Origin of the sequence: Streptococcus mitis, from assembly GCF_003942775.1 — a bacterium.
In the GTDB taxonomy this organism is placed as follows: Bacteria; Bacillota; Bacilli; order Lactobacillales; family Streptococcaceae; genus Streptococcus; species Streptococcus mitis_CN.
The window spans coordinates 229,438-252,187 of record NZ_RJNX01000003.1 but is presented as its reverse complement, the minus strand read 5'-3'; the positions used below and the strand labels follow the sequence as shown (position 1 = coordinate 252,187).

At 41.2% G+C, this 22,750-nt stretch carries 22 protein-coding genes and 1 tRNA gene; 3 read left to right on the top strand and 20 right to left on the bottom strand.

Annotated features, from left to right (window positions below; genetic code table 11):
- Position 1 precedes the first annotated feature (1 nt).
- The 4 genes from D8848_RS05850 to D8848_RS05835 form a co-directional block, all read right to left on the bottom strand.
- The gene (locus tag D8848_RS05850) at positions 2–673 is read right to left on the bottom strand and encodes a hypothetical protein (RefSeq protein ID WP_125443171.1); all 672 of its coding nucleotides are present in this window, start codon (positions 671–673) and stop codon (positions 2–4) included.
- A gap of 197 nt (positions 674–870) precedes the next feature.
- The gene (locus D8848_RS05845; RefSeq protein ID WP_001085044.1) at positions 871–1,143 is read right to left on the bottom strand and encodes a PspC domain-containing protein; all 273 of its coding nucleotides are present in this window, start codon (positions 1,141–1,143) and stop codon (positions 871–873) included.
- Between the two features lie 58 nt (positions 1,144–1,201).
- The gene (locus D8848_RS05840; RefSeq protein ID WP_125443170.1) at positions 1,202–1,651 is read right to left on the bottom strand and encodes a SprT family protein; all 450 of its coding nucleotides are present in this window, start codon (positions 1,649–1,651) and stop codon (positions 1,202–1,204) included.
- The gene (locus D8848_RS05835) at positions 1,638–3,767 is read right to left on the bottom strand and encodes a Tex family protein (RefSeq protein WP_125443169.1); all 2,130 of its coding nucleotides are present in this window, start codon (positions 3,765–3,767) and stop codon (positions 1,638–1,640) included. Before D8848_RS05835 ends, D8848_RS05840 begins: the two co-directional genes overlap by 14 nt.
- Before the next feature lie 281 nt (positions 3,768–4,048).
- Between D8848_RS05835 and D8848_RS10925 the strand changes: the two genes are divergently transcribed.
- Genes D8848_RS10925 through D8848_RS05820 form a run of 3 tightly spaced genes read left to right on the top strand, consistent with a single transcriptional unit; the run spans position 4,049 to position 5,898 of the window.
- On the top strand, positions 4,049–4,180 hold the full coding sequence (locus D8848_RS10925; protein ID WP_000268685.1) for an SPJ_0845 family protein: 132 nt from the start codon (positions 4,049–4,051) through the stop codon (positions 4,178–4,180).
- Positions 4,181–5,086 carry a permease gene (locus tag D8848_RS05825; RefSeq protein ID WP_125443168.1) on the top strand — a complete coding sequence of 302 codons (906 nt, stop codon included), beginning with the start codon at positions 4,181–4,183 and terminating at the stop codon, positions 5,084–5,086.
- Positions 5,083–5,898 carry a TIGR03943 family putative permease subunit gene (locus D8848_RS05820; protein ID WP_125443167.1) on the top strand — a complete coding sequence of 272 codons (816 nt, stop codon included), beginning with the start codon at positions 5,083–5,085 and terminating at the stop codon, positions 5,896–5,898. Before D8848_RS05825 ends, D8848_RS05820 begins: the two co-directional genes overlap by 4 nt.
- 125 nt (positions 5,899–6,023) lie before the next feature.
- Here D8848_RS05820 and D8848_RS05815 read toward each other — a convergent pair whose 3' ends face one another.
- From D8848_RS05815 to D8848_RS05740, 16 genes are all read right to left on the bottom strand, one after another.
- Positions 6,024–7,076: a hypothetical protein gene (locus tag D8848_RS05815; protein WP_125443166.1), complete on the bottom strand. Its 1,053-nt coding sequence runs from the start codon at positions 7,074–7,076 to the stop codon at positions 6,024–6,026.
- A gap of 8 nt (positions 7,077–7,084) precedes the next feature.
- Positions 7,085–7,858: a nucleotidyltransferase domain-containing protein gene (locus D8848_RS05810; RefSeq protein ID WP_125443165.1), complete on the bottom strand. Its 774-nt coding sequence runs from the start codon at positions 7,856–7,858 to the stop codon at positions 7,085–7,087.
- A gap of 151 nt (positions 7,859–8,009) precedes the next feature.
- Positions 8,010–8,945 carry a bifunctional riboflavin kinase/FAD synthetase gene (locus tag D8848_RS05805; protein ID WP_125443164.1) on the bottom strand — a complete coding sequence of 312 codons (936 nt, stop codon included), beginning with the start codon at positions 8,943–8,945 and terminating at the stop codon, positions 8,010–8,012.
- 282 nt (positions 8,946–9,227) lie between these two features.
- Entirely contained in the window at positions 9,228–12,767 is a 3,540-nt protein-coding gene (gene smc, locus D8848_RS05800) for a chromosome segregation protein SMC (protein ID WP_125443163.1), read from the bottom strand.
- The gene (rnc, locus tag D8848_RS05795; protein WP_000661487.1) at positions 12,758–13,456 is read right to left on the bottom strand and encodes a ribonuclease III; all 699 of its coding nucleotides are present in this window, start codon (positions 13,454–13,456) and stop codon (positions 12,758–12,760) included. The genes smc and rnc overlap by 10 nt, the downstream gene beginning before the upstream one ends.
- 183 nt (positions 13,457–13,639) lie before the next feature.
- Positions 13,640–13,711 (bottom strand) — tRNA-Arg (locus tag D8848_RS05790).
- 66 nt (positions 13,712–13,777) lie between these two features.
- Positions 13,778–14,764, bottom strand: coding sequence for a GMP reductase (locus tag D8848_RS05785; protein WP_000931164.1), 987 nt, complete (start codon positions 14,762–14,764; stop codon positions 13,778–13,780).
- 200 nt (positions 14,765–14,964) lie between these two features.
- The gene (locus tag D8848_RS05780) at positions 14,965–15,744 is read right to left on the bottom strand and encodes an L-threonylcarbamoyladenylate synthase (RefSeq protein ID WP_049515439.1); all 780 of its coding nucleotides are present in this window, start codon (positions 15,742–15,744) and stop codon (positions 14,965–14,967) included.
- Between the two features lie 27 nt (positions 15,745–15,771).
- Positions 15,772–16,365 (bottom strand): 3-isopropylmalate dehydratase small subunit, encoded by a 594-nt coding sequence (leuD, locus tag D8848_RS05775; RefSeq protein WP_000410625.1) that lies wholly within the window; start codon positions 16,363–16,365, stop codon positions 15,772–15,774.
- 9 nt (positions 16,366–16,374) lie between these two features.
- Positions 16,375–17,757 carry a 3-isopropylmalate dehydratase large subunit gene (gene leuC / locus D8848_RS05770; protein ID WP_125443162.1) on the bottom strand — a complete coding sequence of 461 codons (1,383 nt, stop codon included), beginning with the start codon at positions 17,755–17,757 and terminating at the stop codon, positions 16,375–16,377.
- A gap of 3 nt (positions 17,758–17,760) precedes the next feature.
- The gene (locus tag D8848_RS05765) at positions 17,761–18,030 is read right to left on the bottom strand and encodes a DUF1294 domain-containing protein (protein WP_125443161.1); all 270 of its coding nucleotides are present in this window, start codon (positions 18,028–18,030) and stop codon (positions 17,761–17,763) included.
- Positions 18,027–19,064 (bottom strand): 3-isopropylmalate dehydrogenase, encoded by a 1,038-nt coding sequence (gene leuB / locus D8848_RS05760; RefSeq protein ID WP_125443160.1) that lies wholly within the window; start codon positions 19,062–19,064, stop codon positions 18,027–18,029. Before leuB ends, D8848_RS05765 begins: the two co-directional genes overlap by 4 nt.
- 11 nt (positions 19,065–19,075) lie before the next feature.
- Positions 19,076–20,638 (bottom strand): 2-isopropylmalate synthase, encoded by a 1,563-nt coding sequence (locus D8848_RS05755; protein ID WP_125443159.1) that lies wholly within the window; start codon positions 20,636–20,638, stop codon positions 19,076–19,078.
- 313 nt (positions 20,639–20,951) lie between these two features.
- Positions 20,952–21,608: an MmcQ/YjbR family DNA-binding protein gene (locus D8848_RS05750; RefSeq protein ID WP_125443158.1), complete on the bottom strand. Its 657-nt coding sequence runs from the start codon at positions 21,606–21,608 to the stop codon at positions 20,952–20,954.
- 43 nt (positions 21,609–21,651) lie between these two features.
- Entirely contained in the window at positions 21,652–22,284 is a 633-nt protein-coding gene (locus D8848_RS05745; RefSeq protein ID WP_125443157.1) for a copper homeostasis protein CutC, read from the bottom strand.
- 93 nt (positions 22,285–22,377) lie between these two features.
- Positions 22,378–22,737 (bottom strand): YbaN family protein, encoded by a 360-nt coding sequence (locus tag D8848_RS05740; protein ID WP_125443156.1) that lies wholly within the window; start codon positions 22,735–22,737, stop codon positions 22,378–22,380.
- Between the last annotated feature and the right edge of the window lie 13 nt (positions 22,738–22,750).

Sequence of the window (22,750 nt, the reverse complement as noted above, 5' to 3'; positions counted from 1 at the left end):
ATTATCCCTCCAAGAACTCAGATAATCCATCCATATATAATATTAATGTTAAAGCGCGATATTGTTGATCTGTAATTTTTCTCTGATCTTCTGTTGTTGTAATCCATTTAGTAGCTTCTGCAACCGCATTAACTGCATCTGCTGCAATAGCTGGCACAGGTCCCAAGAAAGATAATAATGTATTTCCAACATTCATCATAATATCAGGAATATCACCCATAACACCAACAGCTGCGTCTAGTGCTTGTTCATGAAGTGGTTTTTTAAACTCTATTAGTTCAAACTCAGTCTTGTAGTCACTACAGAGATTAATAAATTCATTGTAACTATCTGGGTTATCTATAGTACTTGAAACTAGCATCATACCACGCTTGCCTAACCATCCATATTTCATTCCAAGTTGGTCAAATTTTACAGTCATACTTGGTATTTCATCTTTACTAGCTTGATTTTCTCCTATAAACAAAACATGTTCATTAGACGATATTGTAGACATATTATCTAAATAATGCTTTTCTAACCAAACACTTACTTTTATTGCACCATCTTTAGTTCCTATAATTACGTCTTCTTCATCGTCATTAGCACTTACAAGCTGGCGTAAGTAATTAGCATATCCAACTGTACTTTCATCACATACAATAATTAACTTTGTTATATTTAGTTCGAACATAAAAAACTCCACATATTATGAATATTATTTTTCGATTATGATTCCTTTTAGTAACTATCTTGATAGGTTTTTGAAAAATTTTTCACTAGAATAATCAAAATCGTTTTATACGCTTATTATACCATTTAGCCATTAATTCTGACAAGATGAAAAAAAGCCTTGTCTTTTATAATACAAAGCTTATTTTCTTATTTAACTCACCAAAACCAGCCTTCATTATCGTCAATGGCTTGAGCTTCTTTGCGTTTACGTGGGCCTGTTCCGTACATTTCTGCTTCGATTTCTTCCTTGGTTGGCATGATGGAAGCTAGGATGATATAGATAATCACGCCAAGTCCAAAGTTTGCGACTGTAAAAATAGCAAATAGAAAACGAACAAGGGTAACATCAAAGTTCCACTTGTCTGACAGACCTGCCAGAACTCCTGAAATCATGCGATTTCGTCTCATTTTATAAAATTTACTGTTCATGATATTTCCTCTCTCTACTAGTTTAGACTTAGTATATCACGGGTAGGCTCGGCTTTCATCAGTCCTCAGGCTGATTTATTAGTAGCAATTTACCTCGACAAAGTCCACAGCGATAGCGTTTGGTATTAATCCTTCGCTTGCGCTGATACCTTTGGTGGCAGGATTGACAACGATAAAGCTTGAGTGGTTTAGAGTGGCTATTTGTCAAGGAGGGCACAAAGCGTAATCCATCCACTGCTTTCAATAGTTCCTTAAAATCCCGATCCTTGTGTTGATAGCCCTTCCCTTGAAAATAGAGGTGATAGTGACAGAGTTCATGGCGAACAATTTTCCTAAAAACATCCAACCCCAGTTCCTGATAAACCTTGGGATTAAAATCCAAATGCCCATCTTTGGGGAAAAATCGCCCACCTGTCGAACGTAGACGACTATTCCACTGGACATGATGGATAAAAGGTCTGCCGAAGTCTTCTAGTGAAACCTGCTTAACGTAATCAGTCAGTTTCATTTGGAGCGAGGAGCGACAGATTGACTTTTTCACGTTCAGTATCAATTTTCTTAACCCAAACCGTTACCAAATCTCCGACTGACACAACTTGACTAGGGTGTTTGATAAACTTGCGACTCATATGCGAAATGTGAATCAAGCCGTCCTCGTGAATCCCGATATCAACGAAGGCACCGAAATCAACGACGTTACGCACTACACCTTCTAGCTTCTGACCAACCACTAAATCCTTGATGTCTAGGACATCTTGGCGAAGCACAGGTGCATCAAAGGAATCACGGAAATCTCGACCTGGTTTGAGAAGGTCTGCAATGATATCTTTAAGGGTTTCTGGACCAAGGTCTAGGTCTTGCGCCAGATCTTTGATTGAAAGGGACTTGAGTTTGCCTTGGGCTTCTTCATTCAAGTCTGTAATGTCCAAACGTTTGAAAAGTTCCTTAACAGCAGCGTAATTTTCTGGGTGAACTCCTGTATTATCAAGGATATTGCTACTTTCAGGGATACGAAGGAAACCAGCTGCCTGCTCAAAGGCCTTGGCCCCCAGACGAGGAACTTTCTTGATTTGGGCACGTGAAGTGATTTTTCCTTCTTCCTCACGGTATTTGACGATATTTTCAGAAATGGTTTTATTGAGTCCAGCTACGTGTGAAAGAAGAGCAGGACTGGCTGTATTGATGTTGACACCGACTTGGTTTACCACTGTATCGACAACAAAGTCCAGACTCTCAGATAATTTCTTCTGACTGACATCATGTTGGTATTGACCGACACCAATTGACTTAGGATCGATTTTGACCAATTCCGCAAGAGGATCTTGCAAACGACGGGCGATAGAAATAGCAGAGCGTTTTTCAACGGTCAAGTCTGGAAACTCTTGACGAGCAAGTTCGCTGGCAGAATAGACCGAAGCACCACTTTCATTTACAATGACATAACTAACCTCAGGAAAATCTTTAAGAACTTCCGCCACAAAGGCTTCACTTTCCCGACTGGCCGTCCCATTTCCAATGGCAATAATTTCTACACTGTATTGACCAATCAAGTCTGCCAAATCTTTCTTAGCTTCTTCTATTTGACGAGCTGATGCTGGTTTGACAGGATAAATGACCTGAGTTGTCAGCATTTTTCCTGTTGTATCCACGACAGCTAGCTTAGCACCTGTACGAAAGGCAGGGTCAAATCCTAGAACCACGCGCCCTTTCAGTGGAGCAACCAAGAGGAGATTGCGTAGGTTGTCAGAAAAGAGTTGGATAGCTCCTTCTTCTGCTTTCTCAGTTAGTTCTGTCCGAATACGACGCTCGATAGCAGGCAAGACTTTTTTCTTAACAGATTGCTGAACTACCTCATCTATGTAGGCATTTTTTACCTTGAAACGAGTAGCAAAGAAGGCAAGAATACGGTCCGTCGCATGTTCAAAACCGACCTTCAAGACACCTAGCTTCTCCCCACGATTGAGGGCTAAGGTACGATAGCCTTGCATATTTCCAACTGTCTCTGAAAAATCATAGTAAATCTGAAAGACCTGCTTTTCATCGAGACTTTCATCCTTAATTTGAGAAGTAAGTTTAGAGTGTCTCAGCACCTCCTGATAAGTCATGGCGCGCAGTGTAACATCTTCCGATAAGGCTTCGACCAAGATATCAACTGCACCAGCCAAAGCTTCCTTCCCATTCGCAAATCCTTCACAGACAAACTTCTCAGCTTCTTTCTCTAAGTCAGTTACATTCTGCAAGATTAAGCGAGCAAGTGGGAAAAGCCCTGCTTCACGGGCAATGGTTGCCTTGGTCCGACGCTTTTCCTTGTAAGGAAGATAGAGTTCTTCAACGTCTGCTAATTTTTCGGCAACTAAGATAGCTTCTTCCAACTCCTTGGTCAACTTGCCTTGTTCTTGAATCTTAGCTAAAACAGCTTCCTTACGGTCGTTGAGATTTGTCAGACTTTTATCCAAGTCGATAATGGCCTTAATTGCCACCTCATCCAAACTACCAGTCATGTCCTTGCGATAACGCGCTATGAAGGGAATTGTCGCCCCCTCAGCTGTCAAACTTAGAACGGTATCAATTTGCTTTAACGTCACTCCCAAATCCTGAGAGATTTTTTCATATTTTTTATCCATAAACCTATTATACCACAAGCGGGAAGGCTTGCTCCAATCCTTTTCATACTCAATGAAAATCAAAAAGCAAACTAGGAAGCTAGCTACAGATTGCTCAAAACACCGTTTTGAGGTAGTAGATAAGACTGACGAAGTCAGTTACATATATCTACGGCAAGGCGAAGTTGACATGGTTTGAAGAGATTTTCGAAGAGTATCAACTATCGAAAACAAATTAAAAAACGCCATTTTCCTCAAAATAATAGTATAATAGAGGTAGAATTTAGAATCGAGGTACACCTATGGCTGTAAAATTTACAAAACGAGACGACTTGGACAAAATGTTTGAAGAGTTTGCTAAACTCCCTGATTTGAAACAAGTCACTTTCCCTGATGACAAAGAGAAAAAAGCCAAAGCAGAAAAGAAAAACTAGATGACTGCTTTCCAACAACTCCCATCTAGTGTGCTTCAGACTGGAGCTATTTTCCTCTCCATTATCATTGAAGCTCTCCCCTTCGTACTGATAGGAAGTATTGTCTCAGGGCTGATTGAGATCTATATCACACCTGACAAGGTTTATCATTTTCTCCCTCGAAATCGTTGGGGGAGAATCTTTTTTGGCACCTTCGTTGGTATATTTTTCCCTTCTTGCGAATGTGGGATTGTTCCCATTATCAATCGTTTTCTGGAAAAGAAGGTTCCCAGTTATACGGCTGTTCCCTTTCTTGTAACAGCACCTGTCATCAATCCTATTGTTCTCTTTGCGACCTATTCTGCCTTTGGCAACTCCTTCCATATCGCTCTGTTACGAGCTCTGGGGTCCATTCTTGTAGCTGTGATACTTGGGATTTTTCTAGGATTTTTCTGGCAAGAACCGATTCAAAAAGAAAATCGGTTGGCCTGTCATGAGCATGATTTTTCTCACTTGAGCTCTGCAAAAAAAGTTTTTCAGGTCTTTGTGCAGGCCATTGATGAGTTTTTTGATACGGGACGTTATTTGGTATTTGGCTGTCTCTTTGCCTCTGTTATACAGGTTTATATTCCGACTCGGATTCTGACCTCTATCAGTGCGACTCCTCTTTTTGCCATCCTACTCTTGATGCTTTTGGCCTTTCTTCTCTCTCTCTGCAGTGAGGCGGATTCCTTTATCGGTGCTTCTCTTCTCTCAAGTTTCGGCTTGGCACCAGTTCTGGCCTTTCTCGTCATTGGTCCAATGCTGGATATCAAAAATATTCTCATGATGAAAAATTACTTGAAAGCACGATTTATCAGTCACTTCATAACGATTGTAACTCTTGTCGTCTTAGTGTATTCTCTCTTGATTGGAGTCATCCTATGATTCGATTTTTAGTTTTAGCTGGCTATTTTGAACTGACCATTTATCTCCATTTGTCGGGCAAATTAAACCAGTACATCAACATGCACTATTCCTATCTGGCCTATATTTCCATGGTACTTTCCTTTATTTTGGCAATTGTTCAACTGTACATCTGGATGAAGCAAGTCAAAACCCATAGTCATCTGAACAGACGATTAGCGAAGGTTACTAGTGTTGCTCTTCTGGCTATTCCTATTGTCGTCGGTTTAACTTTTCCAACTGTTAGCTTGGATTCTCAGACCGTTTCTGCCAAAGGCTATCATTTCCCTTTATCAGAAGGCACTGATCAAGCCATTCAGACAAGTGAAGGGACGACAAGCCAATATTTGAAACCAGATACCAGTTCTTATTTTTCAAAATCAGCCTATGAAAAGGAGATGCGAACGGCAGCAGATAAATACTTGTCCCAAGATAGTATTCAGATTACGAATGAAAACTATATGGAAGTCATGGAGGCTATTTATGACTATCCAGATGAATTTGAGGGCAAGACAGTCCAGTTCACAGGCTTTGTCTATAATGACCCCAGTCATGCTGATAGTCAATTTCTGTTCCGCTTCGGCATTATCCACTGTATCGCAGATTCCGGTGTCTATGGATTGCTGACCAAGGGAAATACCCGTCAGTATGAGAATAACACCTGGATAACAGCCAAAGGAAAACTAGTCAATCACTATCATAAAGAACTCAAACAAAACCTCCCAACCTTGGAAATTGACAGCTTTACCAAAGTCGATAAACCAGAAAATCCCTATGTTTATCGAGTGTTTTAAAAAACGAGATAAAGACATAAAAAACAAAACGAACAAGTTCTCTTCTGAATGACAGAAAAAGAGCCTGTTCGTTTTTTATTAAATAGTCTATAGTAAGATGTCATTTTTGATGTTTTATAACTTTCTTATGTTGTATAAAAATCTATTGACAAATCGCTATCAGACTCGTATTTTTTCCAAGCTAAGCTGAATCCATAATAATCTTCAAATTCAGGGTGCCAGTCATAATAAAGTGCAATACGACTATATTTTCTTGCAACAACTTCGTCTTCAAATTCTGGAGACTCCCCAGCAGTAATACCAAATTGAAGGCCATTTAGTTCCCAAGTATTTCCCCAAACGTTTTCATCCGAGAGAACATCGATCCATCTCGAGGCATCAATATCAAAATCAGCGCACAACTCCAGTTCATAGAATCTTCTACAGTTAATCTCTGAAGGCTTTATATAAAGGGCGCTGTCTACTTGGTACTTTTTATCGCTGACTTGAATTTGTGTAATTTTCATTGGAATCGGAACTCCATTTAATTCTAACCAGAAATAGCCTAAGGGAGTTTTGATGACGTAATATGTTTGGTGAGGCGCAGGTTTATTGTTTTTAGAGCAAGCATCAAAAATTCTTCCAAGCTTAATTAAATTTCTACAAACGTTTTTCGAAGTGATTGGGTCGAAATGTGAATACCTACGGATGACACGTTTTAACTTTTGAACAGGAAAAGTGATATCCTTTGGTAGAGCATGATACTTCTTTATAACTAAAGCAGTTTTTTCAGTATTTTCCTTTCCTACTGGGACAATGACAGCATGCCCAATATGGATATTTGGGTCATCGCAGATATAAGTATAGCCATTTCCTCCCTCCTGAAACTCAACAACAACGAGATTCAACTCTTGATATGGATCAAAGAGAGGCCCGATTTTTTCTACCTCTTGACGTTCATAAAAAGTAAAGCGATCTCCATCTCCGTCTTCGCCAAAAACCATGAAACTACCGCATTCAGGGCACTTCCACATATAAAATGACGCCTCTGAAATGTCTTCATAAGAAATTGAATCATTACCATCTTTTTTATTCATGATTTCTACTAACAACTCATCCGAGTAAACTGAATAAGCATTTGAATCGGGCGACCTATGGTCGTTCATCGCTTGCCCGCATTTACATGTCCATTTACCCATAAACAACCTCAGTCATGCCCTAATTCTTCAAGAAAAAATTGATTTAGAGCTTTCCAGTCTTTCTTCACCTCGGTAACACTTTGAACATAGGCATCAAATTCTTGGATATTAGCTAAAATATAATCTTGAATTGGCATTATCGGATCAATTTCCATACCTTCAGGCCCATTTATCTTAATGTCTAGCAAGCTTGAAACATGCTCCTGCATTTGAGACGGAAGTAATTCTTTGACCAAATCATCAAACAAAATCGGTGGAACAGAATGGTATTTTTCAATCCAGCGACAAGCCAAAATAGGACGCAGCGCATAGAAATACTTTTTAGGTTTGACCTTGTCTCCTGAAAGATACTTATTCATTTGAGTTCTTGCAGTGTTCAAGTAATGGTACAGCATTTTTTTCTCAGAAAAATACTGGTTGGCAAGAGGACGTATGCGCTCAATAAAATCCGTTTGTTGATAAACAATTGGAGACTGTAACCATTCAAATAGTGTAGGATTAGACTTATAAAAAAGTTTTAAAGTCTTGTCTAAATCCCAGCCACTCACATCCCAAGTATCGTCAATTGGTAGTTCGATAACATCGCGCTGTTCATTCAAACGGAGATAAAAATCTTGCTTGTGTTTGTAGATAAATCGTACATCAAAGTCACTATCGGGAGACTCAAAGCCCCATGCACGACTACCAGACTCAATAGCCCACAAAACTGTGACATCGAAATCACGCTCAATTTCTGCTAATTTTTCGGGTACCAGAACATTCATTTCTTCTTGCGTTTGCATAATAAAGCCTCGTCTATAATTTGAACATAAACAGTTACTAAAATAGGAAACTAGGAGGACTGAAAGTGCTTTGTATCAAACTATCAAAACTACTACCAAAATAACTAATCCATATAGTAGCTTTTTCAGACGTTTTCTATACCTGAGACCTTTAAATGACAGAATATCCATCATTCCAATTCCGAGCAATTTCTTCATCCTTCTGGAGTTGGTCTACCAGTTCTTCAACGGAGTCAAATTTGACCATTTCTCGGACACGATCTAGCCAGTAGACAATGACTGTCTCACCGTAAATGTCATCTGAAAAATCAAAAATATTGACTTCAAAACGTGGCTCTTCTCCATCGAAAGTAACATTTTTCCCGACACTCGCCATTCCACGATATCTTTTACGCTGCACTTCGATATCGACTACGTAGACACCATCTGCTGGCATATAAGTTCGATCTCTTAAAACTAAGTTTGCTGTTGGGTAACCGATAGTCCGTCCACGAGCATTGCCATGAACAACCATTCCACGTGACGGTAGAGGAGTGCCAAGTAAATGACCAGCTTCCCTGACATCTCCATCAAGAATAGCTTGACGAATACGAGTAGAACTAATTTTCCCCTTTTCATCCTCAACAGGAGGAACAATTATGATTTCTCCATCAAAATAGTCCTTCAAATCATCCACAGTTTTCTTATCAGAACCAAAGGTGTAATCAAATCCTGCTACGATAATCGCTGGTTTTAATGCTCTAACATAGGTATCAAAGAACTCTTGACCCGTTAAACTAGCAAATTTACTACTAAAGTCAAGTAAGAAAAGAGCCTCTACTCCATGCCATTTCATCTTACGTTCTCGTTCTTCATGGCTGACAATATGAAGCATTAATTCTGGGTTGTAAGGTTGCAAAGCAAGCTTAGGGGACTCTGTAAAGGTCATCACGACAACTGGTATATAATCTTTCATAGAAGCCTTACTAGCTACTTCAAAAAGCTTCTGATGTCCCTTATGAATACCGTCAAAATAGCCTAATACAAGAACTGTCTTATCAGGTACTGCGATGTCTTTTGCGTTTTTTATAGGTACTGTTGTAATCATGAAACTATTATATCATAGAGAAAGCCTTTTCGCTAAAAGGAAATCCCAAATGTCATTTTTTACTCCTGAAATGACCTTAAAAACATTTCAGGATGTTAGTTTTAAGAAAATGAGTCTGGGACAAAAGTCTAGCCTTAAATATAAAAAGCGAACAAAACGAGTTATCTGAAACTCAGAATTCTGTCTTGTTCGCTTTTTTTGTCTAATCTATCGATTTTTAAAATTTATAATAAAGAATTCCTAAAATCAAAATCTTTTTGTCCCAGACTCATCGTTTGGTAACTAGTCTACTGTTTCTTCTAAATCTTTTAACTTCACCGAAACAATTTTTGAGACACCTGATTCTTGCATGGTCACTCCATAGATGGAATCAGCCGCTGCCATGGTTCCTTTACGGTGGGTTACGACGATAAACTGGCTGTCCTTGTCAAAGCGGTTGAGGTAATCCCCGAAACGTTTAACATTGGCTTCATCCAGTGCAGCCTCTACCTCATCCAAGATAACAAAAGGAATGGTCTTTACACGAATAATAGAGAAAAGCAAAGCAAGGGCTGATAAGGCTTTTTCCCCACCACTCATGAGGTTAAGTGACTGGATTTTCTTACCTGGAGGTTGAACAGAAATCTCCACACCAGCTGTTAAAAGGTCGCCCTCAGTCAATATCAAGTCTGCCTGACCTCCGCCAAACATCTGCTTGAAGGTCACTTTAAAGGACTCACGTATAGCCTCAAAGGTTGATTTAAAGCGGTCTTTGACCTCATCATTCATCTCTGTAATGGTCTCAAGCAGTAAGTTTTTCGCTGACAAAATATCATCTCGCTGGCTATTTAGGAAATCCAGACGGTTGTGAACTTCTTCGTACTGATCAATAGCTTCCAAGTTCACTGGACCCAGCGAGCGAATATCCTTCTCTAAATCCTGCACCTCTTGCACTGCCAGATTGAGATTTTCCAACTCATGTGCTTTTTCTAGAGCCTCAGTATAGCTAATCTGATACTGGTCTGTCAATTGACTTTGTAGATGGCGCAAGCGCTCGCTGATCTTTTCTTTCTTGGCTTCAGCACGTGTTTGCTTGCGAATCCACTCCTCATTCTGCTGGCGAGCCTGGTCCAAATGACTAGCAATATCATCCAGTTGACCTTCAATATCATCCAACTCAAACTGCTTGCGAATCAAACCTTGTTGGAGATTTGTTTTCTGAGTTTTGGCTTCTTCAGCCTGTTGACTGAGCAATTCTGTATCAACCTTCTCCAGATTATCAACCTTTTCTTGAAGAAGGCGTTGGATTTCTTCTTGCTCAATATCCAGATTATCCAATTCCTTGCCTAAACGTTCAATATCAGCAACTTCGTAACGTTTTTGCCCTTGCAGTTCTGTCTTAAGCAGGCGAGCTTGCGCTAGCTCTTCCTGCAAATTTTGATAGCGTTCTTGGATGGCGTTTTTGTTAGACTTAATTTCTTCAATCTCAGTTTCCAGATTTTGCTTTTCACTGGCGATTGTAGTAAGGCTCTCTTGACATTTTTCCTTATCCGCTTGCCAATCTCCCTCAGAAAGACGATTTAATTCCTCTTCTTGGAGTTTCCAAAGAGTTTCCAGTTCTTCAACTTGCTGAGTAGTTTGCTGATAAGCAAGGGACAAGCCCTGCTCCTGAATACGAGCCTGCTCTCCTTGAGATTTGATTGCTTCTAATCTTTCTGTCAATCTAGTCATCTCATCTTGCAAGGTCTTCAAAGTCGCCTCTTCTGAACGCAAGCTTGCTTCTTCTTCAGCAATTTCTTTTTGCAATTGCTTCAGCTCTGGCTTGATAAAAATACTGTTATTCTGGCGATTGGCTCCACCTGCGTAAGAACCACCTGTGCGCAACTCTGTACCGTCCAAAGTCACCATACGAACCTGATAACGAACCTGGCGAGCTGCTGCACGCGCATGCTCTACAGTATCAAAAATAGCCGTCGTAGCTAGCAAGTTCTTGAAAATAGCTTCCAGTCTCTTATCAAATGCCACCAACTCATCAGCCATACCAAGGAAGCCTGAACTTGATGCGATAGTATCTTGGTTCTGACTTGAAATCGTACGAGCCTTGATAGTCGTCAACGGAAGGAAGGTTGCACGACCTGCTCTGTTTCGTTTGAGGAAATCAATCGCCTTGGTTGCTGCCTCTTCATCTTCTACGATGATATGCTGACTGCTGGCTCCAAGCGCAATCTCTAGGGCAGTTTGATAATGCACATCAAAGGTCAGGTGCTCACTGACTGCACCAATAATTCCACCAAGGCGGGCTTTTTCTTGGAGAACACTCTTAACACCTGCATAAAAGTTACTGTGATTTCTAAGGATATTTTCCAAACTTTGAGCTTTGGCCTGCTTGTTTTTAAGACTGTCCAGACGGTCAAATAGTTGACTTTGTTGAGCTTGATAGGAAGTTTTCTGTTCCTCTTGCTCCTTGGCACAGACTTGATAGTCGGCCAATAATTTTTGAACCTGCTCCTTGGCAGCTTCAAGCTCTTCTTTTTGCTGACTAGCCTTCTCTTTAGCTGTAGCCAACTGTTCTTTCAGCTTTTGTAGTTGATCTGCTTGTTTTTGAGAAAGCTGACGACTATTTTCCAACTCATTCTCGATGCGGGTGAGTTGGTTTGAGACATCCGCTTCTTCTTGTAAAAGAGCTACAAAGCGTTCACGCAAAAGCTCAATCATCTGATCAGGATCATCTGAAAAAGCTAGCAATTCAGCTTCTAAACGATTGAGTTTTTGATTATTTTGGACTAGATTTTCCTCTAACAGAGTTAAAGAGCTTTCTTTATCAGATTTTTCTTGACTTAGTAAATTTCTCTTATCCTCCAAAGCAGCCAAACGAGCTTGTGCTTCCTGTTGATTGAGGGCTACTTGCTCAGATTCTAGTTTAGATAGGGCTAATTTTCTCTCTAAATCACTAATCAGACTAGCCAAGTCCATCAAACTGCCCTGATCTTTGGTCATTTCAGCCTGTAAATCTTGGCGTTGCTTTTTAAGAGTTTGGTTTTCTTCTTCTAATTTTTCACGCTTTTGGTAATAACTAGTCAATAGTTCCTGAACCTGTGCCAACTCTTCTTCTGTCAACTCTAGTTCAGCCTTATTTTCCTTGATTTGAGCAACCAGCACGTCTAAATAAATAGCCTTGCGTTGACCTTCCAAGTCTAAAAACTTAAGGGCATTCTCAGCTTGCTTCTCAAGAGGCTTGATTTGATTATCCAACTCGTAGATAATATCTTCTAGACGATCCAGATTATCCTGAGTTTGTTGCAGTTTACTCTCAGTTTCTTTTCTGCGAGTCTTGTATTTTAAAACTCCAGCAGCTTCTTCAAAAATAGCTCGGCGTTCCTCAGGCTTGGAATTAAAAATCTCCTCAACCTTCCCTTGGGAAATGATGGAGAAGGAATCTCGTCCCAATCCAGTATCCAAGAAAAGGTCATGAATATCACGCAGACGGACTTTCTTGCCGTCAATCTTGTATTCGCTATCTCCGCTACGATAGATATGGCGTTCTACCCTGATTTCTTGACCAGCATCCTTGATAAATCCGTCATTATTATCCAGAGTCACAACTACAGATGCATAATTGAGCGGTTTGCGACTTTCGGTCCCAGCAAAGATGACATCCGGCATCTTGCCACCACGGAGACTCTTAACACTTGACTCCCCCAAGGCCCAACGCAGACTTTCTGTAATATTCGACTTTCCAGATCCATTGGGTCCAACGACTGCCGTCACACCTTGGTCAAAGACGACCTTGGTCTTGTCAGCAAAAGACTTGAATCCCTGAATTTCGATTTCCTTTAAATACATGAATCCAGCCCTTTCTCAACGGCATTTTTGGCAGCTTCTTGCTCTGCTAATTTCTTAGAACGACCTTGACCTTGACCAATACTCTTACCTTCAACTAGAACTTCTACATCAAAAACCTTATCGTGGGCAGGCCCTGTTTCAGAAATCACCTGATAACGAATAGCCACATCCCCATTGACCTGAAGTAACTCTTGGAGATGGGTTTTGTAGTCTGTAATCATCTCAAACTCGCCTGCTTCAACCTTAGGAATCATGACTTGATAGATAAATTCCTTAACCTTGGCCACATCCTTGTCCAAAAGAAGGGCACCAAGAAAGGCTTCGAAGGCATCACCAAGAATGGTATCACGATTGCGCCCACCAGACTTTTCTTCCCCTTTACCAAGTTTGATAAACTGATCAAACTGGCAATCACGCGCAAAACCAGCCAAACTCTCCTCACGGACAATCATAGCACGGAGTTTAGACAAGTCACCCTCAGGTTTTTTAGGATATTTTTTATACAGATATTCTGAAATCAATAACTGTAGAACAGCGTCTCCTAAAAATTCCAAGCGTTCATTGTGTGAAATTTTTAAGAGGCGGTGCTCATTGGCATAACTCGTATGAGTAAAGGCAGTCTCCAGTAAGTTTTTGTCTGCAAATTCGATTGCAAAATGGTTCTTTAGTACAGTTTGTAATTCTTTCATACCAACCTCTTTCTAACTGATAACAGTCCTTTTTATTATATCAAAAAAAGCCCCCTGAGTCACTCTAAAACGGGACTGGAGAGGATTTGGGAATTCTTTAAAAAGAGATTTTCAGTTTTAAGGGCCAATTTAAGGCTGTGTAAAGAAAAAAGCCCTATTAAAGGCTTTTTTAGGATGTTTACATCCACCCTGAGGGAATCGAACCCCCATCTCAAGAACCGGAATCTTACGTGATATCCATTACACTAAGGGTGGAAACTTGTTTTATTATAACAGAAATTTGCTCTAATAACAAGTTTTTTTCTGGTCAAATAGCCCGTCTTAGTGGGAAGCATCCCCATTCCAGATGGAGTTTTTCACGATAACATAATCAACGTGTTTAAGATCAGCAACCTGACGTCCACCTGCATAAGAAATAGCACTTTGAAGGTCTTGTTCCATCTCAGTTAAAGTGTCTTGCAAATGACCTTTGGCAGGAAGCAAGATGCGTTTGCCTTCCACATTTTTGTAAGCACCTTTTTGATATTGTGAAGCTGAACCATAGTATTCTTTGAACTGTTCACCATCGACTTCAATCGTTTTCCCTGGACTTTCGATGTGTCCTGCAAAGAGAGAACCAATCATGACCATGCTGGCACCGAAACGGATAGACTTGGCAATGTCACCGTGAGTACGAATTCCACCATCAGCGATAATCGGTTTACGGGCAGCCTTGGCACACCAGCGTAGGGCAGCCAACTGCCAACCACCTGTACCAAACCCTGTCTTGACCTTAGTGATACAAACCTTACCAGGACCGATTCCAACCTTAGTAGCATCCGCACCAGCATTTTCCAATTCACGCACAGCTTCTGGTGTTCCCACATTTCCAGCAATGACAAAAGTATCTGGCAATTCTTTCTTAATGTGTTGAATCATAGAAATCACGCTATCTGCATGACCATGGGCAATATCAATCGTGATGTACTCTGGAGCATCAGCCTTGAGTTGGCTCACAAAATCATACTCGTAGTCCTTAACACCGACAGAGATAGAAGCAATGAGCCCTTGATCGTGCATTCGTTTAATAAAAGGAATGCGTCCTGCTTCATCAAAACGGTGCATAATGTAGAAGTAACCACCTTTAGCCAGTTGCTCTGCTACATTTTCATCCAAAATCGTCTGCATATTAGCTGGCACAACAGGTAGTTTGAAGGTGTGATTTCCTAGAGTGACACTTGTATCCGCTTCTGCACGGCTTTTAATCACACATTTATTTGGAATCAATTGAATATCTTCGTAATCAAAAATTGGAAATTCATTTAACATATCGATGTCTCGTTTCTTTTGAAATGACCTACCTATGCTCTCGCATCACTACGCCTTTTCCGACGTTTCCTTAATTTATTATAAACTAAAGTACAGTTTCTGTCAAATAATTTCATAAATTAAAATATATTGTTCGGTTTTTATTGTGTAAATAATAAAAGAAAGAGGAGAGATTATTTTCTCCCCACTTCTTCTACATTCTAATAATACTCTCCCTGACGGTAGTCCCATGAGTTAAAGGTGTCTGACAGGTGCATCATAATCTTATCAATGTCAAGCCCTTTGCGGATTACAACTGGAGCTGGTGAAGTTGAACGTGCTCCTCCTTGTTCTGGGATGAGTTTGCCGTCTTTATCAACCATAGAGACCATCACACCTTGCTCGTAGCGAGTTTCAATCGTTTTGTCAGGCTGGATTGATGCCACATAGTCGTCTGCCTCGATAACAAGGTCTACTGCGCCTTCGATGCGTTCTCCTATACCTTCTACCTTACCACGGTTTCCTTTTCCAGATGGGTTTGCAGATGAAGCGTAAACCATCTTGCCTTCTTCCCAAAGTTTGGCAGCCAATTGTTCACCTGCTTTCCCAAACTTGATAACGAAACAGCTAGTACCACGCACGTCAGTCATCAGTTCTTCACGGCCATCCCCGTATGCTTTCAGTTGTTCAAAGGCTTCTGGTTTCCAAGGAAGGATACAACCTAGAAGAATATCTTCGTCCCAATGTTTTTGGTAGAAGGCTTCAATTTCTGGATTAAGTTGTGCTAAAGCGCGAAGCTCATCCATGCTACCACAGAGAACGACACCTGGTTTGTTACGGTTACGTTCTTTAGCTTCAAACTTGCGTTCAAGTCCTGCCTTATCACTAGTCATGATGATGTAACCAACTTTTGTTGGACAAACGATACATCCGCCCTCACCTTTTAAAATGTCATAGCCTTCTTGTGAAAGTGTTCCGTTCCATTGAATGTGTTTTGTCATAGTTCTATTTCCTTTTCTATTTTTCTTCTAATCCTGCCAGTAGGCTGGTCGTTGTTTTTCATAGGCAGCAATCAAATCTTCATACTGCAAGGTAATACCGATATCATCCAAACCATTTAAGAGCTTGTGTTTCCACTCGCTATCAATTTCAAAAGTGAATTCTCCAACTGGTGAGATGATTTTTTGTTGTTCCAAGTCCACAGTTACCTGGTCACTTGGTTGTAGCTGGGCTAGTTTCTCTCGAACCTCTCTGGGCTGTACAATAGGCAACATGCCATTATTGAGTTCATTATTGTAATGAATATCACCAAAAGACCCTGCAATCACGACCTTGAAACCATAGTCCGCTAGAGCCCAAGCTGCGTGTTCCCTCGAAGATCCTGCCCCAAAGTTATCCCCTGAGATGAGAATACTGGCTTTCCGATATTCAGGTCGGTTAAAGACAAAGTCTGGGTCCTCAGTATACTTGTCATCCAGATAACGCCAAGCATACATGAGGTACTTACCAAAGCCTTTCTTATCGATTAACTTGAGAAACTGCTTGGGTAGGATTTGGTCAGTGTCAATGTTATCATTCATGAGAGGAACGGTCGTTCCCGTATAAACTGTAAATTTCTCCATATCCTCTCCTTACTGGGCTTCTGGCATTTGTCGAACATCTACAAAGCGCCCCGCGATAGCTGCTGCTGCTGCCATGGCTGGACTGCAGAGATGGGTCTTAGCACCAAAGCCCTGTCTGTCTTCAAAGTTACGATTGCTGGTTGAGGCGCAGTGAACGCCATCTGGAACCTTGTCAGGATTCATCCCTAAGCACATAGAGCAACCTGGGTCTCTCCATTCAAAGCCAGCATCTAAGAAAACTTTATCCAAGCCTAATTTCTCCGCAGCTCGTTTGACAGGACGGGATCCTGGAACTACGATAGCCGTTAAGTTAGGAGCTATTTTCTTCCCTTTGACAAATCGCGCCGCCAGCTGCAAGTCACTGAGACGAGCATTAGTACATGAGCCAATAAAGATATAGCCCAGTTCAATATCCGCTGGCTTTTGACCTGGTTCCAAGTCCATGTAGTTGTAGGCTCGTTCATCATTCATATCCTTAATTTCTGGGAAACTACTGTCAAAGTCAACCCCCATAGCAGGGTTGGTTCCCCAGGTCACCATAGGAGCAAGGTCTGAGACATCCATCTGGATAACCTTATCGTAAACAGCATTATCATCACTGACAATTGTTTTCCAATCCGCCACAGCCTCTTCAAAGTCCTCTGGAACACATTCTCGTCCCTTGAGATAATCATAGGTGGTTTGATCCGGATTCATGATTCCCATCTTAGAACCAAACTCGATGGACATATTGCAGATGGTCATTCGCTCTTCCATGCTCAGTGCATCAATTGCTTGTCCACGATATTCCACCACATAGCCAACACCACAGGCAACGCCGTACTTGGCAATCAAGGCTAAAATGTAATCCTTGGAATAAACTCCTTTTTGAGGAACTCCAGTGAATTCTACCAGCATTTTCTTGGGTTTGACCTGCCAGAGGGTCTGGGTAGCGAAGACATGCTCAACCTCACTAGTCCCAATTCCAAAGGCGATGGCTCCAAAAGCCCCGTGGGTTGCTGTGTGGCTATCTCCGCAGACGATGAATTTCCCTGGTTGGGTCCGTCCTGTTTCTGGACCAACCATGTGAACGATCCCCTGTTTTTCAGAACCGTGGGCAGCATGTTCGATCCCAAACTCCTCAACATTTTCAGCAAGCTTATCAATTTGAGCCTTGGAAATGACATCTCGAATATCGTAGATATTGACCGTCGGGACATTGTGGTCAAAGGTGCCAAATGTCAAATCTGGTCGTCTCAATCTGCGACCTGCGTCTCGCAATCCTTGAAAAGCCTGAGGACTGGTCACCTCATGAATATAATGCTGGTCCACATACATGAGTTGGGGCTGCCCCTCTTCTCCTGTGATGACATGACGGTCCCATAATTTATCAAAAATCGATTTTCCTGCCATCCATTACCTCCAAATAACATATAAAGCTACTAGTGTGGTAACCATCCCGAGAAACCAAACCGTCTTAAAGTACCATTTTCTAGTCTTGTGATGAAAAATGATTCCTGCTAGCCAGGCACCAAAGCCACCACAAGTAAAGGCTAAAATGAGTAAGATTTTCTCTGGGATGCGCCAAGCTCTTCTCCTTGCCTTGGATTTGTCAACGCCATAAATCACGAAAACCATGACATTCCAAATCAAAAGGACTAGAGTAAATTTTTCGTCTAACTTCATAACCTTGCAATGATAGCTTCCGTCATTTCCTTAGTAGAAGCCTGTCCACCTATATCTCTTGTTAAAACACCAGTTGACAAACTTGCCTCAACAGCACGCTCGATACGTTCCGCATCCTCATAACGTCCAAAACTGTCTCTCAACATCATGGCAACTGATAAAATCATGGAAATTGGATTGGCAATTCCTTGACCAGCAATATCAGGAGCTGAACCGTGAATGGGCTCATAGAGACTTGGACCCTTTTCAGAGTGACTGGCTGATGGCATAACTCCAAGTGTGCCTGATAAAACGCTTGATTCATCAGATAAGATATCTCCGAAAAGATTCTCCGTCACGATGACATCGAACTTGGCAGGATTGGTAATCATGAGCATGGCAGCTGAGTCTACCAGCTGGTGTTCCAAGGTTACATCTGGGAAATCCTGCGCGACTTCCTCAGCTACTTTCCGCCAGAGTTTTGAGGTCGCTAGAACATTTTGCTTATCGATACTAGTAAGGATTTTTCTGCGACTTCTTGCGATTTCAAAGGCCTTACGAATAATCCGCTCTACTTCCTCATAGCTATAGTCGTTGATATCACGCGCTTTGCGATCTTCAAGAATATGATCTCCAAAGTAAATCCCGCCTGTCAACTCACGCACAACTACAAAGTCTACACCAGCAATTCGTTCCGGTTTTAAAGGTGACAAATGCTTGAGATTATCAAAAATCTTAACTGGGCGAATATTGGCATAGAGATTGAGTTCCTTACGGAGAGCTAGCAATCCTTGTTCAGGGCGAACCGCTGCTCCATCATACTGAGGACTACCGATAGCCGCTAGGAGGATAGCATCTGCTTCTCTACATGCCTTGAGGGTTCCATCAGGTAAGGGATGCCCTGCAGCATCAATACCTGCACCTCCGAAGGGTCGTCTGTCAATCTCATAGTCAAAACCTGTTTTTTCAGCTAGAGCTTCCAGAACCTCTAAACCAGCCTCCATGATTTCTGGGCCAATTCCGTCCCCTGCCAGAGCTACTATTTTCTTTGTCATATCCTTCTCCTTTACACACTAGGCATATCGCGATAGGAAACGCTACGCCCCATCTCACCTGCATTCTCTTTTTGAACAAAGGTATTAGCATTGATGTAAGCAATAGCCGAAGCCTTCAACACATCGAAATCAAGACCAGCTGCGTTAAAGATGGTTTCTGTATCTCTGTTTTCAACAGTGACCAAGACCCGAGCCTGGGCGTCAATTCCATCTGTCACAGCATCAATGGTGTAGGACACCAAGCGGACGGATTGGTTAAAGAACTTGTCAATAGAGTTGAAGATTGCCTCAACTGAACCTTGACCTGTCGCATTAAATTCGACTTTCTCACCATCCATATTAGCCAGGCTAACAAGCGCTTCAATGTCATTATCTGCATGAGTTTGCAGTTGTAAATCATCAAAGTGGAATCCTTCTGGATTTTCAACCATGGTTCCAGCTACCAGAGCACGAATATCTGCATCTGTGATTTCTTGTTTCTTGTCGGCCAGTGCCTTGAACTTAGCGAAGAGTGGTTTGATGTCCTCTTCTGTGAAGTCTAGGGCTAATTCTCTTAGTTTCTCGACAAAGGCATGGCGACCAGACAATTTTCCAAGTGGGAGGCTATTACTCTTGACACCGACCAATTCAGGGGTGATGATCTCATAAGTAAGAGGATTTTTAAGGACTCCGTCTTGGTGAATACCAGATTCGTGAGAGAAGGCATTGCCACCAACTACAGCCTTGTTTTTAGGAACTGGAATTCCTGAGAAGCGGGAAACCATTTCAGAAGTATTAATGGTTTCGTTTAGGACAATACTGGTTTCTGCTTGATAGTAATCTTGGCGAATATTGAGCGCAACTGCTATTTCTTCTAAAGCAGCATTTCCAGCTCGCTCACCAATACCGTTGATAGTTCCTTCGACACGTCCTGCCCCATTCTTAACAGCAGCAAGGCTATTAGCTACTGCCATTCCGAGGTCATCATGACAGTGTGGTGAATAGATAATCTGACGATCCGTCTTGACATTCTCAATCAAGTGTTTGAAGATAGCTCCGTATTCCTCTGGTGTGGTAAATCCTACCGTATCAGGGATATTGATATAAGACGCCCCTGCATCAACCGCTGTTTGAACAACTTGCAAGAGGAAATCCAACTCTGTTCTGGTCGCATCTTCAGGAGAGAATTCGACCACTTCAAACTTGGAACGTGCATAAGAGACATGCTCACTGATTGCTTCCAAAATCTCTTCCTTGCTCTTATTGAGCTTATACTTTCGGTGAATCGGACTGGTAGCGATAAAGACGTGAACCTGTGGATACTTGGCGTCCTTGAGAGCCTCGTAACAAGCATCAATATCAGACTTGACAGAGCGAGCCAGACCAGTTACCGCTGTTTTCTTCAATACTTTAGCAATCTCCTGAACTGCCGTAAATGAGTCTGGGCTAGCCGCCGGAAAACCAGCTTCGATGGCTGAAATACCCCATTTCTCCAGCTGCCTTGCTATGGCAATTTTTTCTTTGATTGAAAAGTTAACACCCGGTGTCTGTTCTCCATCCCGAAGGCTGGTATCTAGAAATTCAACTGTTCTCATAAGATTTCCCCTTTTCCAAATGTGGTTTTAAAAAAACATCTCGCTTAGAAGTCCAAGCGAGATGTTGTTTCACTCCCGCTTGGTAAGCCAAACAGGACTAATGCTTTTTGCACTAGCCCGAGTACCTCAACAACAAAGCAAATTGATTAAACTTAGCTGTTTTCATGTTTGACTTTCTCCTTCGTTTGATATCTTGTTTAGTATTTTAGCATAGGCAAAAGTACTTGTCAAGAAAAAATCCAATATTTTCTGAAAATTTCTTCAGTAGAGAATATTTTGCTAATTGAAAGTTCTTGAAAAATCTTGAAATGTTTCATTTTTTAGTGGTTAAATTCCAGCTTCTTTCTATAAATTCCAGTACTTCTTCATCTGATAAAGTATCATCAAGCGCCACACTAATCCAGTAACGTTTATTCATATGAAAAGCTGGATAAATGCCCTTTTTTGAAAGTAAATCAGCTACTTGGTCATGTTTGAGGTTGACTGCTTCCACTAGGTCTTCTCTGCCCTTTTCCAGCTTATCCCAAGAGATTTTCATCAAGACGGCATACCACTTTTTATTGCCTTCGTGTCTTAACACTGCCGTATCAGGCGATTTCTCCCACAAATACTCCAACTGATTACCATACTGTTCCTGAACTTGAGTCATGATTCGCTTAGTCTGAGGGCAAATAAAATCCTGTACCTCAAAACAAGCCTTCCGAATCTGGTAAAGAATCTCCAAACAAGCCTCACGGACACTTGCAACAAAACTTCCTTTAAAACTTTCCATATGGACTTGAGGATAGAGATCACCAGTCTCCTGGTCAAAGACTTGAAAACTCACATTATCAGCAGTGATGGATACAGTCATGACAAAGTCACCCAGCAAAATCTCGCAACTATAGGTCCAGACTCCCGCATTTTCTACAAAACCATAATCATGAGCCTTTTCTTGATTCAATTGATAGGATTTAAAAATTTCAAACATAAGTGAAAACTGCTACCCAAAGCTAGCAGTTCCTTTCTATTTTTTAAAAGACAACCTTGGTTCCGTGCAATTGTGTCACACCTAGCTGATCGATAAAGGTTTGACGGTTGTCAAGGTCAATCCCCCCACCTGGTAGAATTTCAATTTTATCTTTAGCGTGTTCCAAAATTCTGTGATAGTGAGCAAAACGTTTGTCTAGTGAATCGCCAGACACACCAGCGCGAGTTAGGATACGAGTGACACCGGCTTGGCTGAGCCAGTCAATGGCTTCCAACTGATCTTCATCACTCAATTCATCAAAGGCCATATGAAAGACAATTTCCATTCCTTTCGATGCAGTAATTAACTTTTCAAGATTCGGCTTATCCAACTTCTTCTCAGCAGTTAAAACCCCAAATACAACCCCTTGACTTCCAGCCTGAGCAGTCAATCGAATGTCTTCTAGCATGATAGCAATTTCCATATCATTATAGACAAAGTCGCCACCACGGGGACGAATCATGGTCATAATGGTCGTATCGTAGTTGGTTGCCAATTCAACTGCTGCCTTAATTACTCCATAGCTTGGTGTTGTTCCACCAACTGCTAAATTATCACAAAGTTCTATCCGACGAGCCCCAGCCTGCATCGCTTTTTCAAGCAAGGTCACATTTTCAGCACAAAATTCGTAAATCATTTGATTCTCCTTGAGTATTACTTCGAATTTATTATATCATATTGTTGTGAATATGCTTTCAATTTTATCAAGGGAAATAGTTACAAATTTTACCTATTCTTTGTCTGGAATAACCTTAAAGAGATAATAGGTGATAAAGATGGTCAAAGCTCCCAGACCGATTTTGACCGGCAAAAGAGGCGCAAAGTAAATGGAAATTCCCATCAAGATGTAGATAGAAACGATGATTTTTTTCTTACGTTCACGCGCAATAGACTTAGTCTCGCGAAAATCAGCTACATAACTCTGATAGAGCTTGGTATGATAAAGCCAATCTTCAAAGCGCTTGGAACTTCTTGAGAAACAAGCAATAGACAACAAAAGAAAAGGTGTTGTGGGCAACAAGGGTAAAACAACCCCAACAACAGCCAAGGCCAGTGATAAAAAACCAATTATCAGATAAATAAGACGCATAACTTCTCCTAGT

What these genes read in the sequence shown, in the direction of transcription:
- D8848_RS05810 (WP_125443165.1), bottom strand. Translation starts at nt 7,858, where the DNA reads ATGCAAACGCAAGAAGAAATGAATGTTCTGGTACCCGAAAAATTAGCA.
- D8848_RS05815 (WP_125443166.1), bottom strand. Translation starts at nt 7,076, where the DNA reads ATGGGTAAATGGACATGTAAATGCGGGCAAGCGATGAACGACCATAGG.
- D8848_RS05820 (WP_125443167.1), top strand. Translation starts at nt 5,083, where the DNA reads ATGATTCGATTTTTAGTTTTAGCTGGCTATTTTGAACTGACCATTTAT.
- D8848_RS05780 (WP_049515439.1), bottom strand. Translation starts at nt 15,744, where the DNA reads ATGACAAAACACATTCAATGGAACGGAACACTTTCACAAGAAGGCTAT.
- D8848_RS10925 (WP_000268685.1), top strand. Translation starts at nt 4,049, where the DNA reads ATGGCTGTAAAATTTACAAAACGAGACGACTTGGACAAAATGTTTGAA.
- D8848_RS05745 (WP_125443157.1), bottom strand. Translation starts at nt 22,284, where the DNA reads ATGATTTACGAATTTTGTGCTGAAAATGTGACCTTGCTTGAAAAAGCG.
- D8848_RS05765 (WP_125443161.1), bottom strand. Translation starts at nt 18,030, where the DNA reads ATGAAGTTAGACGAAAAATTTACTCTAGTCCTTTTGATTTGGAATGTC.
- D8848_RS05750 (WP_125443158.1), bottom strand. Translation starts at nt 21,608, where the DNA reads ATGTTTGAAATTTTTAAATCCTATCAATTGAATCAAGAAAAGGCTCAT.
- D8848_RS05805 (WP_125443164.1), bottom strand. Translation starts at nt 8,945, where the DNA reads ATGATTACAACAGTACCTATAAAAAACGCAAAAGACATCGCAGTACCT.
- D8848_RS05845 (WP_001085044.1), bottom strand. Translation starts at nt 1,143, where the DNA reads ATGAACAGTAAATTTTATAAAATGAGACGAAATCGCATGATTTCAGGA.
- D8848_RS05785 (WP_000931164.1), bottom strand. Translation starts at nt 14,764, where the DNA reads ATGTTAAATGAATTTCCAATTTTTGATTACGAAGATATTCAATTGATT.
- leuD (WP_000410625.1), bottom strand. Translation starts at nt 16,365, where the DNA reads ATGGAGAAATTTACAGTTTATACGGGAACGACCGTTCCTCTCATGAAT.
- leuC (WP_125443162.1), bottom strand. Translation starts at nt 17,757, where the DNA reads ATGGCAGGAAAATCGATTTTTGATAAATTATGGGACCGTCATGTCATC.
- D8848_RS05835 (WP_125443169.1), bottom strand. Translation starts at nt 3,767, where the DNA reads ATGGATAAAAAATATGAAAAAATCTCTCAGGATTTGGGAGTGACGTTA.
- D8848_RS05825 (WP_125443168.1), top strand. Translation starts at nt 4,181, where the DNA reads ATGACTGCTTTCCAACAACTCCCATCTAGTGTGCTTCAGACTGGAGCT.
- rnc (WP_000661487.1), bottom strand. Translation starts at nt 13,456, where the DNA reads ATGAAAGAATTACAAACTGTACTAAAGAACCATTTTGCAATCGAATTT.
- leuB (WP_125443160.1), bottom strand. Translation starts at nt 19,064, where the DNA reads ATGACAAAGAAAATAGTAGCTCTGGCAGGGGACGGAATTGGCCCAGAA.
- smc (WP_125443163.1), bottom strand. Translation starts at nt 12,767, where the DNA reads ATGTATTTAAAGGAAATCGAAATTCAGGGATTCAAGTCTTTTGCTGAC.
- D8848_RS05740 (WP_125443156.1), bottom strand. Translation starts at nt 22,737, where the DNA reads ATGCGTCTTATTTATCTGATAATTGGTTTTTTATCACTGGCCTTGGCT.
- D8848_RS05840 (WP_125443170.1), bottom strand. Translation starts at nt 1,651, where the DNA reads ATGAAACTGACTGATTACGTTAAGCAGGTTTCACTAGAAGACTTCGGC.
- D8848_RS05755 (WP_125443159.1), bottom strand. Translation starts at nt 20,638, where the DNA reads ATGAGAACAGTTGAATTTCTAGATACCAGCCTTCGGGATGGAGAACAG.
- D8848_RS05850 (WP_125443171.1), bottom strand. Translation starts at nt 673, where the DNA reads ATGTTCGAACTAAATATAACAAAGTTAATTATTGTATGTGATGAAAGT.